Here is a 15,306-nt window from a genome sequence, read left to right on the forward strand (position 1 = left end):
TCCCAGAGGATATGCGCATCAACGTCGCGGTCGGCCCGATCGAGGGCAGTACGGCATCAAGCCGGCTCATCGCGCGAGGCCGCACAACTTCCATTTATTGGAACAGTTTTCTGCCGAGACGCTCTGCGAGCGCGGCCACTTCTTCTGACCGGCGCTTTCAGCACAGCATTCAGCCCGGTTATGCGAGTGGCCGCGAAGGATCGGGTTGAGGATCGAGGCAGATAGCCGACTACCGGATTGGCGTCGGACGGCCTTCGATCTTCGGCAGTACCACGGTCGAAGCGACGGCGGCCTTGCCGGTGGCGCGGCGGGCCATTTCGACGGTGAGCTTCTCGGCAGCCTCGGCGGACATCAGGCCGAGGATGTCGGACATCTTACGGGGCGCGATCTGGGTGGCGATCTCGATCAGCACCGGCATTTCCAGCCGGTCGAAGATCTTCGCGGCGTCCTTCGGCTTCATCGCCTCGTACATCGTGACGATGCCCTTGAAGCGCGCCGACTCGGCTTCCGACTTTTCCTCGGTCGCCTTGCCGATCTGGCCCTCGGTCTCCTTCATCTCCTGGACCTTGGATTCGATCCGCTTCTCGGCGGCCTTGAGCAGGCTCTCGCGAATTTCGACTTCGCGCGCGCGGGCGTCGAGCTCCTGGCGACGTGCCTGCAGCCGTTCCAGAATGGCGCGTTCGGCTGCCGAGATCGGCGGCGTCTCCGGCTCGACGTCGGCCGGCTTGGTCTGGTCCGGCGGCGCAACCTCGGGCTTGGATTCTTCCTTCTTCTTCGGCTCGCTATGCACCGAGCCGGTGATGTCGGGATCGATCGGCTTCCGTCCGGGGAAGTTCAGGTTCTCCTGGGCCCATGACGGCTTGGTCGCGTTCGGATCGTAATCGAACACGTAGCCGCCATCGAGCACCAGTCCGGCGATCTTCAGCACAGCAAGGCCGAAGATCGCGACCAGCACGACCGGCAGGATGCGAATGTCCCGGAATGCATTCATGCAGCCAAACCGCTTTGTCGCCTACGTTCCGCAAAAGCCTGCGCCGCCGCAGCATTGGCCTGCGCCGCCGACACCGGCTGCTGTTCGCCGCCCGGCCGTGCCGCCGCGACGATCTTCGACAGCCGCCGCAACACGTTGTCGCCCTCGCCGAGCTGCTTCTTCAACTGCTCGGACAGCGCCGACGCCGCGGCGATGTCGCGGCCGAGATTCTCGTTGACCTCGCGCACCGTGAGCTTGAGCCCGCCGATCGCGCGCTCGGCGATCTCGGTAACGGTGATCAGTTCGCCGATCGTCGCCTTCAGGGAGGCTTCGTCGGCCTTCAGCCGCAGCAGCCGCTTGTTGAGCAGCCAGCAATAGCCGACGGTGACGAGCAGCAGCACGGCGACCAGGCTTTCGATTACGATTGCGAAGGTATGGCTCATTGTGCCTCCATCATTTTGCTCTGCTCGTCGGTGCGCTCGAACATCGCGTAGGTCGTCAGCGGCCTACGCAACGGTTTGGTGACGCGGATCGCGACGCGGTCGCCGACCCGGCCCATCCGGCCCTCGGTCAACGTCACGTTGCCGCAACGAACCGCCACGGTGGCGTCGGCACTGAGTTCGAGCGGCAGGGTGTCGCCGACCTGCAGCGCCATCAATTGCCGCAGCGGCAGCTCCGCTTCGTACAGCACCGCATCGACCGAAATATCGGCCTGCACGATCTCGGTGGCGAGATGACCTTCCCAGACCTGATCACGGCCGAATTTTTCGCCCATGAACATCTGCATCAACACGCCGCGGATCGGCTCGATCGTGGCGTAAGGCAGCAGCAGCTCGATGTTGCCGCCGCGGTCTTCCATGTCGATGTGCAGGCGGACCAGAATCGCGGCGTTGGCGGGACGGCTGATCGCGGCGAAGCGCGGATTGGTTTCGAGCCGGTCGATCGAGAACGACACCGGCGACAGCGGCCGGAACGCCTGCTCGGCGTCGGCCAGTACCACTTCCAGCAGCCGCTTCACCAGATTGGTTTCGATGGTGGTGTAGGGCCGGCCCTCGATGCGCAGCGCCGCCTGGCCGCGACGGCCGCCGAGCAGCACGTCGATCATCGAATAGATCAGGCTGGAGTCGACGGTGGCGAGCCCGAAGTTCTGCCACTCCTCGGCCTTGAACACGCACAGCACCGCCGGCAGCGGGATCGAGTTCATGTAGTCGCCGAACCGGACCGAGGTGATGCGGTCGAGCGAAACTTCGACGTTGTCGGAGGTGAAATTGCGCAAGCTCGTCGTCATCAACCGCACCAGGCGGTCGAACACGATTTCGAGCATCGGCAGACGCTCGTAGGAGACCATCGCCGAGTCGATGATCGCGCGGATGCCGGAGTTCTCGTCGAGATGCACCTCGCCGACGCTGAAGCCGAGGAGATTGTCGATCTCCTCCTGCGACAGCACCCGCTCGCCGCCGTTCTTGCCGCCGCCGAGATCGCGGCCGCCATCCTCGACCATGGCGGCCCATTGCTCCGCCATCGTCCCGGTGAGTTCGTTCTCCGCTGCCGCTTTTGCCGCGGCCTCGGGATCCTCCGAGGCCATGGAGGCTTCCCATTGGGCGGCAATTGCGTCCTGGTCGAGTTGGTCCTGGCCGGCCATGCTCAGCTCACTGCACCAGTACTTCCTTGAACAACACCGCCGACACCTGCGCGGGTGCGACTGCCAGATTCACGCGCCGGGTCAGTTCCTCCTTCATCCGAAACATTCCGACCGAACCGTTGAGATCGCCGGACCGCAATTCGCGGAGATAGGTCTGAAACAGGTCGGTGATCCGCGGCATCGTCGGTTTGATCTGCTCGGCCTGCTTGGCGTCCTTCACCTCGAGCACGATCTTCGCCTTCAGATACTGCACCCGCTCGCCCGGCTGGCCTGCGAGGTTGACCATGATCTCGGGCACTTCGACGAAGGACGGCGGCTTCACTTCCTTGGCAGCCTCGGCGTGGTGCTCGGCGTCGCCGTGGCCCTTCTTCATGAAAAACCACGCGCCGCCCCCGCCGCCGACCAACAGCAGCGCCGCGGCAGCGATGATGATGATGAGCTTCTTCTTGCTCTTCGGCGCCCCGCCTTCACCGGCTTCCGCGCCTTCTTCCGGTTTCTCTGCGTCCGCCATCGGCCGAATCGCCCATGTCCTAAAAAAGCGAGCCGCAACCGGGGCGAACCGTAAACGCGAGACTAACGCCGCCAGCGCCCAAGGCTCTGATCACACGACGCTATGGCGCAATGGTTAACGGAACCTTTCCAAGCGGCCGCAGCTAGGAAGAATTTGCCGGCCGGTATGGTCAACAAGTCCTTTATTGCCGCCCTGGCGATCCTTCGAAAATGATCAAGCCTCTGTAATACAATGATTTTCTAGTTTGGCACGAGGTTCGCAGGGTCTCTGGTGAACCGCTCGCTTGGGAGAGCATCTGCGGTTCGCACGATCCGCCACCGGTCTGGGAGGGCTTGGCGGCGGGTCATTGAAGGGAGAACCACCGATGGAGAATGCACTTCTCGTCGGACTGTCACGGCAGGTCGTGCTCGAACGACAGATGGATGTCGTCGCGAACAACCTCGCCAACATCAGCACCACCGGCTTCAAGGCCGAGCGGTCGATGTTTCAGGAATTTCTCAATACCGGCGCGCACGAAGACAATTTCGCGCGGCCGGACCGGCGTGTCAGCTTCGTGCAGGACCGCGCCACCTACCACGACCTGTCGACTGGTCCGCTGGAGCAGACCAAGAACCCGCTCGACGTCGCGGTCGACGGCAAGGGCTTCCTGGTGGTGCAGACACCGCAAGGCGAGCGCTTCACCCGCGACGGTTCGCTGAAGATCAATGCCCGGGGCCAGCTCGTTAACGGGTCCGGCTTTCCGGTGCTCGGCACCGGCGGCCCGATCGTGCTGCAGCCGACCGACAAGGAAGTATCGATCTCGCCGGACGGCCGCGTCAGCGTGCTGGAAGGCACCTCGATCATCGACTCGCTGCGCGGCAAGCTGCGGGTGGTGTCGTTCGACAGGCCGCAGAGCCTGATGAAGGAAGGCGGTAACCTGTTCGCGGCGACCTCCGATCAGGGCACGCCGGACATCAAGTCGGTACTGCGCCAGGGCTACGTCGAGAAGTCGAACGTCAACTCCGTGATGGAAATGACGCGAATGATCGACGTCACCCGCACCTACACCCAGATCTCGGCGATGCTGCAGCAAGAGAGCGAGCTGCGGAAGACTGCGATCGAGCGGCTCGCCGAAGTGCCGGCCTAACGGAGACTGACGATGCGCGCACTCTACACCGCGGCGACCGGGATGGCGGCCCAGGAGCTCAACGTTCAGGTGATCTCCAACAACATCGCCAACATGCGGACCACCGGCTTCAAGAAGCAGACGGCGCAGTTTCAGGACCTGATCTACGATCACGTCCGCCGCGTCGGCGCACAGGCTTCGGACCAGGGCACGATCCTGCCGGTCGGTGTCGACATCGGCGGCGGCGTCAAGACCGTGGGCACGCCGCGGCTGATGACCCAGGGCACGCTGTCGCCGACCGGCAACGACCTCGACATGGCGGTGCGCGGCGAAGGCTTCTTCAAGATTCAGATGCCGGACGGCACCTTCGCCTATACCCGCGACGGTTCGTTCACCACCGACAACACCGGCCGCATCGTCACCGCCGGCGGCAACCCGGTGCAGCCCACCATCACGATTCCAAACGGCGCGACCAGCATCACCGTCGCCACCAACGGTCAGGTGTCGGTGACAGTCTCCGGTTCGACCACGCCGACCGTGCTCGGCCAGATCGGCCTGACGCGGTTCATCAACAAGGCCGGCCTGCAGCCGCAGGGCGACAACCTGTTCGTCGAAACGCCGGCCTCGGGCACGCCGCAGGACGGCATCGCCACCGCCGACGGCCTCGGCGACATCCTGCAGAAGACGCTGGAACAGGCCAACGTCGAAGCGGTGACGGAAATCTCGGACCTGATCTCGGCGCAGCGCGCCTACGAGATGAACGCCAAGGTGGTCAGCGCCGCCGACCAGATGCTGCAGTCCACCTCCAACATGTTCCGCTGAGGGAGACGTCAGATGATCCGGACTCTTCTTCTTGCGGCCAGCTTCGTCGCCGCTGCCAGCGCCACCGCTTCCGGCCAGACAGCCGCTCCGCAACCGCAGCCGGCCGCCGAGATGCAGCCCAGCGAGGTACTGAAGACACCGGTGCTGCGGCCTCACGTCGAAGTCACCGGCGAGCTGGTGCGGATCGGCGACGTGATCGACAATGCCGGCTCCGCCGCAGACATCGCGATCTATCGCTCGCCCGATCTCGGCACCACCGGCGCGCTGCCGACCGCGACCGTGCTCGCCGCGCTGCGCGCCCACCGGGTGATCGGCGTCGACACCCGCGACATTTCCGAAGTCACCGTGACCCGGCTGGCGCGCACGCTGGCGGCTAAGGAAATCGAGCAGCAGGTGATCCGCACCCTGCAGCAGCGCCACAGCCTCGGTGAAGCCGAAGACATCACGGTGAACTTCGACCGCGACGTCGAGACCAAGACGCTGCCGGCCGCCTATGCGGGCGCATTGCAGCTCGTCAGCGAGCGGTTCGACCTGCGCAGCGGTCGGTTCGACATCAGTTACGAGATCGCCGGCGGGCAAGGCGCAGCACCGGCGCGGCTGCGGGTCACCGGCACCGCGATCGAAACCGTGATGACCACGGTGCTGACGCGCCCGGTTCAGCGCAACGACGTGATCAAGGCGTCCGACATCGCAACGGAGCGCCGGCCGAAGAGCGAGGTCGCCTCCGACGCCGTCGCGCGCGATGCAGCGATCGGCATGCAGGTGCGCCAAACGCTGCGCGGCGGCCAGGTGCTGCGCAGCGCCGACCTCTCCAAGCCCGACCTCGTGCTACGCGATCAGGGCGTCACCCTGATCTACCGTGCCGCCGGCTTGTATCTCACCGCGCGCGGCAAGGCGCTCGACACCGGCGCCGAGGGCGACGTCGTCAGCGTCCTCAACCTGCAATCCAAGCGCACCATCACCGGCACGGTGGTCGGCCGCGGTCAGGTCGCCATCACCGTCATCTCTCCGCGCCTCATCGCCAGCGCCACGAAACCCGAGTAAAGTTCATGTTGAAGTCTGTGCCGCTGCAACGCATCGTTCTGATCGCCGCTCTGGTGGCGACCGGCGGACTCGCCGGGGGCTGCTCCTCGATCGATCGTCTCGCAGCGATTGGCGAGCGGCCGGCGCTCACCCCGATCGAGAACCCGACCACGCAGCCGGGCTACAAGCCGGTGCAGATGCCGATGCCGAAGCCGGAGGTCGCATCCTACAACGCCAACTCGCTGTGGCGGAACGGCAGCCGCGCCTTCTTCAAGGATCAGCGCGCCGCCAAGATCGGCGACATTCTCACCGTGACGGTGAACTTCACCGATAAGGCCAACATCGCCAACGAGACTCAGCGCAGCCGCACCAGCAAGGAAGACTCCGGCATCACCGACTTCATCGGCAGCAAGACGATCACGACTCCCGCGACCGCGGTGCTGCCGGGCCGCATCCTGACCACCGACTCCACCTCGTCGTCCGACGGCAAGGGTTCGGTGCAGCGTCAGGAAGCGTTGCAAACCAGCGTCGCCGCGGTGGTGACGCAGGTGCTGCCGAACGGCAACCTGGTGGTCGAAGGCAAGCAGGAGATCCGCGTCAATTTCGAAGTGCGCGAACTGATCGTGGCCGGCATCGTCCGCCCAGAAGACATCCAGAGCGACAACACCATCGACTCGAGCAAGATCGCACAGGCCCGCATCGCCTATGGCGGCCGCGGCCAGATCACCGACGTGCAGCAGCAGCGCTACGGCCAGCAGGTGATGGACGTGCTGCTCCCGTTCTGATCGTCATGACCTGACAACGAGCTCCCACACCCGGCCGCGAACCTAGGCGCGGTCAGGTGTTCCAACGCGGCCTCCGTCCGGCTCTCCCTCCGGACGGAGGCCGCGGCCTTTTCGGCGGCCATGCTGGGCTCGCCCCTCTGCATTGGCTCGTCCGCCGATCCGCATCGGCATTACGGCTCGGGATCTGAGGCGAATGCTGCGGCGAGCCGATCAAGGTATTCGGAGAGCCGAGCGATGTCGTCGGCGCCAAGCACCGCTTCAATCGTTTCATTGACATGCTTGAACGGCTGCTGGACGCGTTTCAGCGCCGCTCGCCCCGCCTCGTTCGACTGCAATCGCCAGGCGCGGACGTCTTCCTGATCACGGCTGCGCTCGAGCAACCCCAGCGCGAGAAGCCGCCGTACCATCGCAGTCATGGCCGACTCGTTCACTCCCAGCCGCCGCGCAACTTCACGCTGGGTGACCGCTCCTTCGGTCGCGACCAGCATCAGTACCGCGGCCTGGGCGGTGGTGATGTCGGCAGCCGCCATCACCGCCCGGTCTGCGGATTTCTGCATCCGGTGCGCCGTCGTCTGGAGGCGATGATACAGCCGGTTCTTCGAAGCGGACATGAAGCCTGCATCCCTGCTTGCGGTTTCTCATCGACCTCCATATACTTCATCTGTGAAGTATATGAAGGTCGATGATGAGCGTGATCGATGTCTGGTCGCAGATTACCACAGCGCGCATGGGGAATCGCCCCTGGCTGCAGACGCTGATGCGTTGGAATGGGCAGACCGAGAACTTCGTTTCATCCGTGGATGCCACGCTGCAGGAAATGGATAAGGCGGGCGTCGACATCTCGCTGCTGTCCGCCTGGTACGGCCCCGAGGGTGATCTGATCAGCAACGAGGAGGTGGCCGAGCAGATCGCCACGGCGCCAGCGCGCTTCCGCGGCCTGGCCAGCGCCGACCTCACCCGTCCGATGGAGGCCGTGAGAGAGATCCGCCGCTGGGTCGACGGCAAGAGATTCGTCGGCGTGCGGGTCGTCCCCTGGCTCTGGGGCTTGCCGCCGAACAATAGGCTTTACTATCCGATCTATGCTGCCTGCATCGAAGCGGGCGTCCCGTTCTGCACCCAGATTGGCCACACCGGTCCGCTGAAAGGCTCGGACACCGGGCGCCTCATTCCCTATCTGGAAGAGGTCATGCTGGATTTCCCCGAGCTCGTTGTGGTGGGCGGTCACGTAGGCTTCCCGTGGATCGACGAACTGGTGACCATGACGGTCAAGTTCCCGAACTTCCATGTCGACACCTCGGCCTACGCGCTTCATCGCCTGCCGCCTGCATTCGTCGATTGGATGAAGGGCATCGGCCAACGCCGGGTGATGTTCGGCTCGAACTGGCAGATGCTGTCACCAGCCACCTGCCTCAAAGGGCTCGGAAGCCTGACGCTTTCCCCCGAAGCATCCGCGGACTTCCTGTCGGGAAATGCCAAACGTGTCTTCGGGTTGTAGCACTGTCCCGGCGATGCAAGGACAGCGACCGAGGCCCGCGGCTCAAGGCCGCGTTGCCAGATCTCCTGGCGTCGATTGCTGCACAGCAGCCTACCGCGACGAGCGGCGCTCCACCCGGCGCAGCACGAACACATAGAACACCGGCACGAACAGCACCGCCAGCACGGTGGCCGACAGCATGCCGCCGAACACACCGGTGCCGATCGCGTTCTGGCTGCCGGCGCTGACGCCGGAGGCGAACGCCAGCGGCGTCACGCCGAGGATGAAGGCGAGCGACGTCATGATGATCGGGCGGAAGCGCACTGCCGACGCCTCGATCGCCGCCTCCCGCAGCGACCTGCCGTCGGCGTGCAGATCCTTGGCGAATTCGACGATCAGGATCGCGTTCTTGGCGGACAGCCCGATGATCGCGATCAGGCCGACCTTGAAGTAGATGTCGTTCGGCATGTCGCGCAGCATCACCGCCAGCAGCGCACCGATGATACCGAGAGGCACCACCAGCATCACCGACAGCGGGATCGACCAGCTCTCATACAGCGCCGCCAGCAGCAGAAACACGAACAGCACACTGAGCCCGAGCAGGAACGGCGCCTGATTGCCGGACTGGATTTCCTGCAGCGACTGCCCGGCCCATTCGAAACCGAAGCCACGCGGTAATTGCTTGGCGAGCCGTTCCATCTCGGCGATCGCCTCCCCCGACGAGTGGCCCGGTGTCGCGTCGCCTGCGAAGCGCACCGACGGATAGCCGTTGAAGCCGATCACCTGGATTGGCCCCTTCGACCATTCGGTGCGCGCGAAGGACGACAGCGGCACCATGCCGCCTGCGGCGTTGCGGACGTTCAGCTTGAGCAAATCGTCCGCATGCATCCGGCGGTCGTCCTGCGCTTGGATCGTCACGCGCTGCATCCGGCCAGCGTTGGGGAAGTCGTTGACGTAAGCCGAACCGAGGCTGCCCGTGATCGTGGCGTTGATGTCGGCGAAGGATACGCCGAGTGTGTTGGCCTTCTCGCGGTCGATCACCAGATGAAGCTGAGCCGAATTGGCCAGGCCCTCGACGCGCACACCGGTGAGCAGCGGACTGGCCGCACCGGCAGCGGTCAGCCGCGTCGCCGCATCGTCGAGCGCCGCGCTGCCGCGACCGCCGCGATCTTGCAGCCGGAAAGTGAAGCCGGTGAAGTTTCCGAGACCGTCGATCGGCGGCGGCTCGAACGCCATCACGGCGGCATCGCCGATCTTCGCCAGTTCGACATTGGCGCGCCGCGCGATTGCCGCCGCGCTGTCGTGGCGGCGTTCGCTCCAATCCTTCAGCGTGACGAATGCCACAGCGGCGCTTTGCGAATTGCCGGAGAAGCTGAAGCCGACGACGGTGAACACCTGCGACACGCTGGGATCGGCGAGGAAGACGCGCTCGGCCTGCTCGACAGAGGTCATCGCACGGGTCTGCGTCGCTTCGGTCGGCGCCTGCATATCGACGATCAGATAGCCCTGATCCTCGGTCGGCAGAAACGCGGCCGGCAGCCGCAAGTAAGCCCAGCCGAGGCCGGCGAGCAGCGCCAGATACACCGCCATCAAGCGCCCGGTCCGCCCGGTCGCCCAACGGACGCCATTGCGATACCGGCCGGAGACGCGCGCGAAACTGCGGTTGAACCAGCCGAAGAAGCCGCCCTTCTCATGGTGATCGTCCGGCACCGGCTTGAGGAAGGTGGCGCACAGCGCCGGTGTGAGAGTCAGCGCCAGGAAGCTGGAGAATAGAATAGAGACCACCATCGTCAGACTGAACTGGCGATAGATGATCCCGACTGCACCCGGGAAGAACGCCATCGGCAGAAACACCGCCGTCAACACCAGCGTAATGCCGACGATCGCGCCCTTGATCTGCTTCATCGCCTTGATGGTCGCCTGGCGCGGCGACAGCCCCTCGGTCGCCATCAGGCGTTCGACGTTTTCGACCACCACGATGGCGTCGTCGACCAGGATGCCGATCGCCAGCACCATCGCGAACATCGTCAGCACATTGATGGAGAAGCCGGTGGCGTACATCACCGCGCAGGTGCCGAGCAACGCGATCGGCACCACCAGGGTCGGAATCAAGGTGTAGCGGATGTTCTGCAGAAACAGGAACATCACCACGAACACCAGCGCGATCGCTTCGGCGAGCGTGTACAGCACCTTCTCGATCGACGCCTTGATGAACGGCGTCGTGTCGTAGGGAATCTCGTAGGTCATGCCCTTGGGAAAGTACTGCGACAGCTCCTTCATCTTGGCGGTGACGGCCCGGGAGGTGGCGAGCGCATTGGCGGTCGCCGAGAGTTGGACGCCGATCGAAGCGGCCGGCTGACCGTTCAGCCGGCTCTCGGAATTGTAGTCCTCGCCGCCGACCTCGACCCGCGCGACGTCGCGCAGCCGCACCGACGAACCATCGCGATTGGCGCGCAATACGATGGCGCCGAATTCCTCCGGCGTGCCGAGCTGGCCCTTGACCAGCACCGGCGCGGTGACCTCCTGCGAGACCGGGTTGGGCATCGCGCCAATTCGTCCCGCCGCGACCTGCGCGTTTTGCGCGGCGATCGCCGCCGACACATCGCTGACGGTCAGGCCGACACCGAACAGCTTGTCCGGATCGATCCACACCCGCATCGACCGCTGAGTGCCGAACAACTGCGCCTTGCCGACCCCCTCGACCCGGCGGATGTCACTGATGATGTGCCGGGTGATGTAGTCGCCGACCGCAACGCTATCCATTGAGCCGTCGGTGGTCTGCAACGAGATGAACATCAGGAAGGTGCTGGAGGCTTCGTCCACCAGAATACCACGCTGAGTCACCGCGCTCGGCAGCCGTGACTCGACGCGCCGGATGCGGTTCTGCACGTCCACCGTGGCTTGGGCCAGCGACGTTCCGGGCTGAAACGATACCTCGATCGAGATCTGGCCGGTCGCATCGGTGGTCGACTCGAAATACATCAGGCCAGGAATACCCGCGAGCTGATCCTCGATCAGCCGGACGACGCCCTGATAGATCTCCTCCGACGAAGCGCCCGGATAGTTGGCGGTGACGGAGATCTTGGCTGGCGCGATGTTGGGATATTGCGCGACCGGCAGGAATGGAATCGCCAGCGCGCCGGCGATCATGATGAAGATGGCGACGACCCATGCGAACACCGGCCGCGCGATGAAGAAATCGGGCATGACCGCAGAGCCTCACTTTGCCTGCGAGGCGGCGCTGATCGTGCCAGCCGCCGCGTGCGGCCACGGCTTCGGATCGACCGAAGCACCTGGCGACAGCGCCTGGAAGCCCTGCACGATCACCGCATCGCCGGCCTTCAATCCGCTGGCGATGATCCAGCGGCCGTCGACTAGTCGCGACGGCGTCACCGGGCGCAATTCGGCCTTACGGTCAGCCGAAACGACATAGAGCTGTGCCTGCCCGCCAGGATCGCGGCGCAGCGCGCGGTCGGGCACGGCCAGCACATTGGCCTGCTCGCCCTGCACGAGCAGCACCCGCACGTACATGCCCGGCAATAAATCGCCGTCGGGATTGGGAAACTCGCCGCGCAGCGTCACCTGCCCGGTGGTGGCGTCGACCGAGGCTTCGGAGAACAGCAGCCGGCCGCGATGGGCGTAGTTCGTCCCGTTGTCGAAGCGGAGGCGAACCTCGGCTTCGATCGCATCGCCCGGCTTCGCCGAGCGCTGCGCGGCGTGTTTGAGCTCCAGCAATTCGTTGGCCGACTGGGTGAAGTCCGCATAGACCGGATCGAGCTGCTGAATCGTCGCCAGACTCTCGCTGCCGCCGACGGTGAACAGCGCGCCCTCGGTGATCAGCGCGCGCCCGATCCGGCCGGTAATCGGCGCACGCACCTCGGTGTATTGCAGATCAAGCTCGGCAGCCTGCAGACCGGCGCGCGCCGAAGCCTCGTCCGCTTCAGCCTGCGCCAGTTCGGCGACCGCCTTGTCGTAGAGTTGGCCGGTGGTGACGTCGCGATCTTTCAGCCGGGTCTGACGCTCGGCCTGCTGTGCCGCGAGCGTGCGCGTCGCCACGGCCCGCTGCAGCGCCGCCTTGGCGCTGGCGACGCGAACCTGGAACGGCGCCGGGTCGAGCCGGTACAGCACGTCGCCCTGCTGGACGACAGTCCCCTGCTTGAACACCCGCTCGACGATGATGCCGGAAACGCGCGGTCGCACTTCGGCGATGCGGGTGGGCGCGATGCGGCCGGGCAGATCGCTGACGATACGCAACGTTTCCGGCGCAACCGTCACCACGCTCACCGGCACCGGCGGTGTTTGCTGGTCGGCCCCGGCCTGTTTACCGTCACCACAGCCGGCCAGACTCACCACCACACCAAACGCGCATGCGGCCCGGAGGGCGGCCCTTGTCTTCGTTATCACGCAGATCACCATCGCTCGGCGCGGTCGCGCGCCCCCCCAGCCATATCGCAACCGCTCAAAGATACCGGCCGGTTGGTATATTAGATCATTGACAATAACAACCTCCCCCCGTGTAGATTCATCCGAACGTCACATCGAAAGTCTCTCGCCGCGATGAGCAGCGCCTATGAGCGAAAGAAACAACCGGAAGTCGTCCGCCGCGCCCTGATCGACTGCGCGGCCAATCTGGCGCTGGAGCGCGGCCTGCAGGCGGTTACGGTCCAAGCCGTCGCCGCGGCCGCCGGCGTCACCAAGGGAGGGCTGTTCCATCACTTCCCGACCAAGGAGAGATTGATCGAGGCCGTGTTCGACGCCCAGCTCGACATCTTCGGTTCCGCGATCGACGAGGCGATGCAGGACGACCATTCCAGCTACGGCTGCTTCACCCGCGCCTATGTCCGGGCGACCTTCAACCTCAGCGATCAGGACGACAACCAGTGCGGTGGCGCGCTGGCGGTATCGATGATGACCGATCCAGTACTGCGACCGCGCTGGTCGACCTGGATGCGGACGCGGCTGACCAAGCACAAGAAGACCGACTCTGCGCCCGCACTGGAGATCGTCCGGCTCGCCGCCGACGGCGCCTGGCTCGCCGATCTCACCCACCTCGCCCCCGACCTGCGGATGGACCGCAAGAAGCTGCTGGCGCGTCTCGTTGCGATGACGCGAAAGGACTGAGCCGCAGGTCGTGACGCAGGTTGTGAACACGGCACATCACGGCCGATCACAACTCGCTTGCATAGACATCGGCAGACATGATCCGGCGCATCGACGGCATCCCGCGATCGTAGTTGTATCGCGACCGGGGAACGCTACGTTCGCCGGCGCTCGATGATTCCTTGCGTCGGACAGTCGGGCCCAATGGAGAGACCAGATGACCAAGACCGGCGCCGCGGTATTCGCGGCAGCGACCATTCTCACCCTGGCGGCGGCTCCGGCCTCGGCCCGTGATTTCCCTTACTGCCTGCAGGGCGGCGAATGGGGGTATCCCGGCAACTGCCAGTTCGACTCCTACCAGCAGTGCATGGTGACGGCTTCCGGCACCCGGGCGTATTGCGACATCAATCCCGTCGTCGCGTTCAGTGCGCGTCAGCAGCTCTCCGAGCCGCAGGACGTTCCGCCTCCGACGCGGAAGCTCCGGCATCGCCGGCACTGAGGCACCGCCCCAGGCGACCATCCTGCTGCAGAGCCTGGACAGGACATCCCAGCAGTTACCAAAAACGACGGCGCCGCTTCCGGTTGGAAACGACGCCGTAAAACTTCGATCAGGCGACCCGCCTATTCGTCGCGATACACCTTTTCGCGCTTCTCGTGGCGCTCCTGGGCTTCGACCGAGAGCGTCGCGATCGGGCGCGCTTCGAGCCGCTTCAAAGAAATCGGCTCGCCGGTTTCTTCGCAATAGCCGTAGGTGTTGTCTTCGATCCGCTGCAGCGCTGCGTCGATCTTGGCGATCAGCTTGCGTTGACGGTCGCGAGCGCGCAGCTCAATAGCGCGGTCGGTTTCGGAAGAGGCGCGATCGGCCAAGTCGGGATGATTGACGTTCTCTTCCTGTAGTGCCTGGAGCGTGAGTTTGGCTTCACGCAGGATCTCGTCCTTCCAAGCTAACAATTTGGCGCGAAAATACTCGCGCTGCCGCTCGTTCATGAACGGCTCTTTCTCGGATGGTCGATAGTCTTTCAACTTGTCCAAGGGCAATCCATGATCCACATCAGGCGGTAAACACCCCGCCTGCGCGGCAGCTTATATAGCGCTGAGTTGTGACAGACAATATCGACCGCAGCGTTCGCAGTGGAACGGCGGAATAGCGGGGGAACAGGACAGGGAGGACTCAGCCTTGGCCGGCTTTTGCCAGTTCGACCTCGACCCGCAGCTCGATTTCCGCGAGCACCGCGTCGAGGCCCGGATCGCCGGAGGAGTCCTTCAGCTCGGCGGCCGCGGCCCGCAGCCGCGCCACCGTGGCGGCGTCAAGCGAGCCGGACAACAGCCCGATCTTCAGATCGTCGAGCGCGTCCAGGGCGGTCCGGCCGCGCTTCACCGACCGCTTGCGCCGTTCGGTGGCATCCTCGACGCCCTGCATCGCCAGCAGCGCATCGATGCCGGCCGGCGGGCGCGGTGCGCTGACCGGCTTGGCCTCCTGCGGCGTCGGCGCGGTGGGCAACGAGAACGTGCTCGATCCGGAGCGCCGGACAGTGCCGGATCCGGTCGATGTGGTGGTGCCGTTCGGACCGTAAATGCGCATCGTCTCTCTCGCCGTGTCCAGGCTCGCCGCGAAACAGCTTACACCCAGGGCGGCAACAGGGCTGAGGCCCCCGACCCGCAGCAAACCGTTTTATGGTTAACGGCGAGTAAACGGCCCGGCAAGAATTGCCGGTGACGGCAGTTTCGGCGCGGCGGGAACCCGGAGCCGGCTTCGGTCAGCGGAACTTAGCCCCGTACAATCAACAAGTTGCGCCGATTCGCGGAGTGGCACAGGACTGGCAAGGAATGGCTGACCCACGTCGTCGGCGACAGCCGTCGGCGGATCGACAGGA

The 15,306-nt window shown here is 64.9% G+C and carries 16 protein-coding genes; 7 read left to right on the plus strand and 9 right to left on the minus strand.

Translation table 11 applies throughout. The annotated features are described in order from the left end of the window. Positions 1 to 229 precede the first annotated feature (229 nt). The 4 genes from M9H71_RS08410 to fliL are packed head-to-tail and all read right to left on the minus strand — an operon-like array spanning position 230 to position 3,123. Positions 230 to 991: a MotE family protein gene (locus M9H71_RS08410; protein ID WP_455404596.1), complete on the minus strand. Its 762-nt coding sequence runs from the start codon at positions 989 to 991 to the stop codon at positions 230 to 232. Next, positions 988 to 1,413: a DUF6468 domain-containing protein gene (locus M9H71_RS08415; protein WP_455404597.1), complete on the minus strand. Its 426-nt coding sequence runs from the start codon at positions 1,411 to 1,413 to the stop codon at positions 988 to 990. The genes M9H71_RS08410 and M9H71_RS08415 overlap by 4 nt, the downstream gene beginning before the upstream one ends. After that, positions 1,410 to 2,612, minus strand: a complete 1,203-nt coding sequence (gene fliM / locus M9H71_RS08420) for a flagellar motor switch protein FliM (protein ID WP_110788609.1) — start codon at positions 2,610 to 2,612, stop codon at positions 1,410 to 1,412. Before fliM ends, M9H71_RS08415 begins: the two co-directional genes overlap by 4 nt. Positions 2,613 to 2,619: 7 nt before the next feature. Beyond that, positions 2,620 to 3,123, minus strand: a complete 504-nt coding sequence (fliL, locus tag M9H71_RS08425; protein WP_455404598.1) for a flagellar basal body-associated protein FliL — start codon at positions 3,121 to 3,123, stop codon at positions 2,620 to 2,622. A gap of 364 nt (positions 3,124 to 3,487) precedes the next feature. On the opposite strand from fliL, the gene flgF reads away from it, so the two are divergent. The 4 genes from flgF to flgH are packed head-to-tail and all read left to right on the plus strand — an operon-like array spanning position 3,488 to position 6,858. After that, complete coding sequence (flgF, locus tag M9H71_RS08430; protein WP_455404599.1) at positions 3,488 to 4,249, plus strand: flagellar basal-body rod protein FlgF; 762 nt, start codon at positions 3,488 to 3,490, stop codon at positions 4,247 to 4,249. Positions 4,250 to 4,261: 12 nt separating this feature from the next. Then, the gene (gene flgG / locus M9H71_RS08435; protein WP_110788611.1) at positions 4,262 to 5,050 is read left to right on the plus strand and encodes a flagellar basal-body rod protein FlgG; all 789 of its coding nucleotides are present in this window, start codon (positions 4,262 to 4,264) and stop codon (positions 5,048 to 5,050) included. Positions 5,051 to 5,062: 12 nt separating this feature from the next. After that, entirely contained in the window at positions 5,063 to 6,094 is a 1,032-nt protein-coding gene (gene flgA, locus M9H71_RS08440; protein WP_455404600.1) for a flagellar basal body P-ring formation chaperone FlgA, read from the plus strand. Between the two features lie 5 nt (positions 6,095 to 6,099). Next, a complete protein-coding gene (gene flgH, locus M9H71_RS08445) occupies positions 6,100 to 6,858 on the plus strand; it encodes a flagellar basal body L-ring protein FlgH (protein ID WP_455404601.1) in 759 nt (252 codons plus the stop codon). Positions 6,859 to 7,028: 170 nt separating this feature from the next. Here the strand turns inward: flgH and M9H71_RS08450 are convergent, their stop codons facing one another. Continuing rightward, the gene (locus M9H71_RS08450) at positions 7,029 to 7,415 is read right to left on the minus strand and encodes a MarR family winged helix-turn-helix transcriptional regulator (protein WP_455404602.1); all 387 of its coding nucleotides are present in this window, start codon (positions 7,413 to 7,415) and stop codon (positions 7,029 to 7,031) included. Positions 7,416 to 7,543: 128 nt separating this feature from the next. Between M9H71_RS08450 and M9H71_RS08455 the strand changes: the two genes are divergently transcribed. Beyond that, positions 7,544 to 8,353, plus strand: coding sequence for an amidohydrolase family protein (locus M9H71_RS08455; protein WP_455404603.1), 810 nt, complete (start codon positions 7,544 to 7,546; stop codon positions 8,351 to 8,353). 90 nt (positions 8,354 to 8,443) lie between these two features. Here M9H71_RS08455 and M9H71_RS08460 read toward each other — a convergent pair whose 3' ends face one another. Both M9H71_RS08460 and M9H71_RS08465 read right to left on the minus strand, forming a co-directional pair. After that, positions 8,444 to 11,539, minus strand: a complete 3,096-nt coding sequence (locus M9H71_RS08460; protein ID WP_455404604.1) for a multidrug efflux RND transporter permease subunit — start codon at positions 11,537 to 11,539, stop codon at positions 8,444 to 8,446. Between the two features lie 12 nt (positions 11,540 to 11,551). Then, a complete protein-coding gene (locus M9H71_RS08465; protein ID WP_455404605.1) occupies positions 11,552 to 12,748 on the minus strand; it encodes an efflux RND transporter periplasmic adaptor subunit in 1,197 nt (398 codons plus the stop codon). 141 nt (positions 12,749 to 12,889) lie between these two features. Between M9H71_RS08465 and M9H71_RS08470 the strand changes: the two genes are divergently transcribed. Together M9H71_RS08470 and M9H71_RS08475 are read left to right on the plus strand one after the other, a co-directional pair. Continuing rightward, complete coding sequence (locus M9H71_RS08470) at positions 12,890 to 13,453, plus strand: TetR family transcriptional regulator (RefSeq protein ID WP_455404606.1); 564 nt, start codon at positions 12,890 to 12,892, stop codon at positions 13,451 to 13,453. Between the two features lie 196 nt (positions 13,454 to 13,649). Next, a complete protein-coding gene (locus M9H71_RS08475; protein ID WP_164601633.1) occupies positions 13,650 to 13,931 on the plus strand; it encodes a DUF3551 domain-containing protein in 282 nt (93 codons plus the stop codon). Between the two features lie 122 nt (positions 13,932 to 14,053). On the opposite strand, the gene dksA is transcribed toward M9H71_RS08475, so the two are convergent. Further along, positions 14,054 to 14,464: an RNA polymerase-binding protein DksA gene (gene dksA / locus M9H71_RS08480; protein WP_164601631.1), complete on the minus strand. Its 411-nt coding sequence runs from the start codon at positions 14,462 to 14,464 to the stop codon at positions 14,054 to 14,056. Positions 14,465 to 14,603: 139 nt separating this feature from the next. Continuing rightward, positions 14,604 to 15,014, minus strand: coding sequence for a flagellar assembly protein FliX (locus M9H71_RS08485; RefSeq protein WP_455404607.1), 411 nt, complete (start codon positions 15,012 to 15,014; stop codon positions 14,604 to 14,606). Positions 15,015 to 15,306: the final 292 nt, after the last annotated feature.

Source organism: Rhodopseudomonas parapalustris, assembly GCF_053772255.1.

Bases quoted from the DNA above. Each gene is read 5' to 3' on its own strand.
- M9H71_RS08410 (WP_455404596.1), bottom strand. From the start codon at position 991: ATGAATGCATTCCGGGACATTCGCATCCTGCCGGTCGTGCTGGTCGCG.
- M9H71_RS08415 (WP_455404597.1), bottom strand. From the start codon at position 1,413: ATGAGCCATACCTTCGCAATCGTAATCGAAAGCCTGGTCGCCGTGCTG.
- fliM (WP_110788609.1), bottom strand. From the start codon at position 2,612: ATGGCCGGCCAGGACCAACTCGACCAGGACGCAATTGCCGCCCAATGG.
- fliL (WP_455404598.1), bottom strand. From the start codon at position 3,123: ATGGCGGACGCAGAGAAACCGGAAGAAGGCGCGGAAGCCGGTGAAGGC.
- flgF (WP_455404599.1), top strand. From the start codon at position 3,488: ATGGAGAATGCACTTCTCGTCGGACTGTCACGGCAGGTCGTGCTCGAA.
- flgG (WP_110788611.1), top strand. From the start codon at position 4,262: ATGCGCGCACTCTACACCGCGGCGACCGGGATGGCGGCCCAGGAGCTC.
- flgA (WP_455404600.1), top strand. From the start codon at position 5,063: ATGATCCGGACTCTTCTTCTTGCGGCCAGCTTCGTCGCCGCTGCCAGC.
- flgH (WP_455404601.1), top strand. From the start codon at position 6,100: ATGTTGAAGTCTGTGCCGCTGCAACGCATCGTTCTGATCGCCGCTCTG.
- M9H71_RS08450 (WP_455404602.1), bottom strand. From the start codon at position 7,415: ATGCAGAAATCCGCAGACCGGGCGGTGATGGCGGCTGCCGACATCACC.
- M9H71_RS08455 (WP_455404603.1), top strand. From the start codon at position 7,544: ATGAGCGTGATCGATGTCTGGTCGCAGATTACCACAGCGCGCATGGGG.
- M9H71_RS08460 (WP_455404604.1), bottom strand. From the start codon at position 11,539: ATGCCCGATTTCTTCATCGCGCGGCCGGTGTTCGCATGGGTCGTCGCC.
- M9H71_RS08465 (WP_455404605.1), bottom strand. From the start codon at position 12,748: ATGGTGATCTGCGTGATAACGAAGACAAGGGCCGCCCTCCGGGCCGCA.
- M9H71_RS08470 (WP_455404606.1), top strand. From the start codon at position 12,890: ATGAGCAGCGCCTATGAGCGAAAGAAACAACCGGAAGTCGTCCGCCGC.
- M9H71_RS08475 (WP_164601633.1), top strand. From the start codon at position 13,650: ATGACCAAGACCGGCGCCGCGGTATTCGCGGCAGCGACCATTCTCACC.
- M9H71_RS08485 (WP_455404607.1), bottom strand. From the start codon at position 15,014: ATGCGCATTTACGGTCCGAACGGCACCACCACATCGACCGGATCCGGC.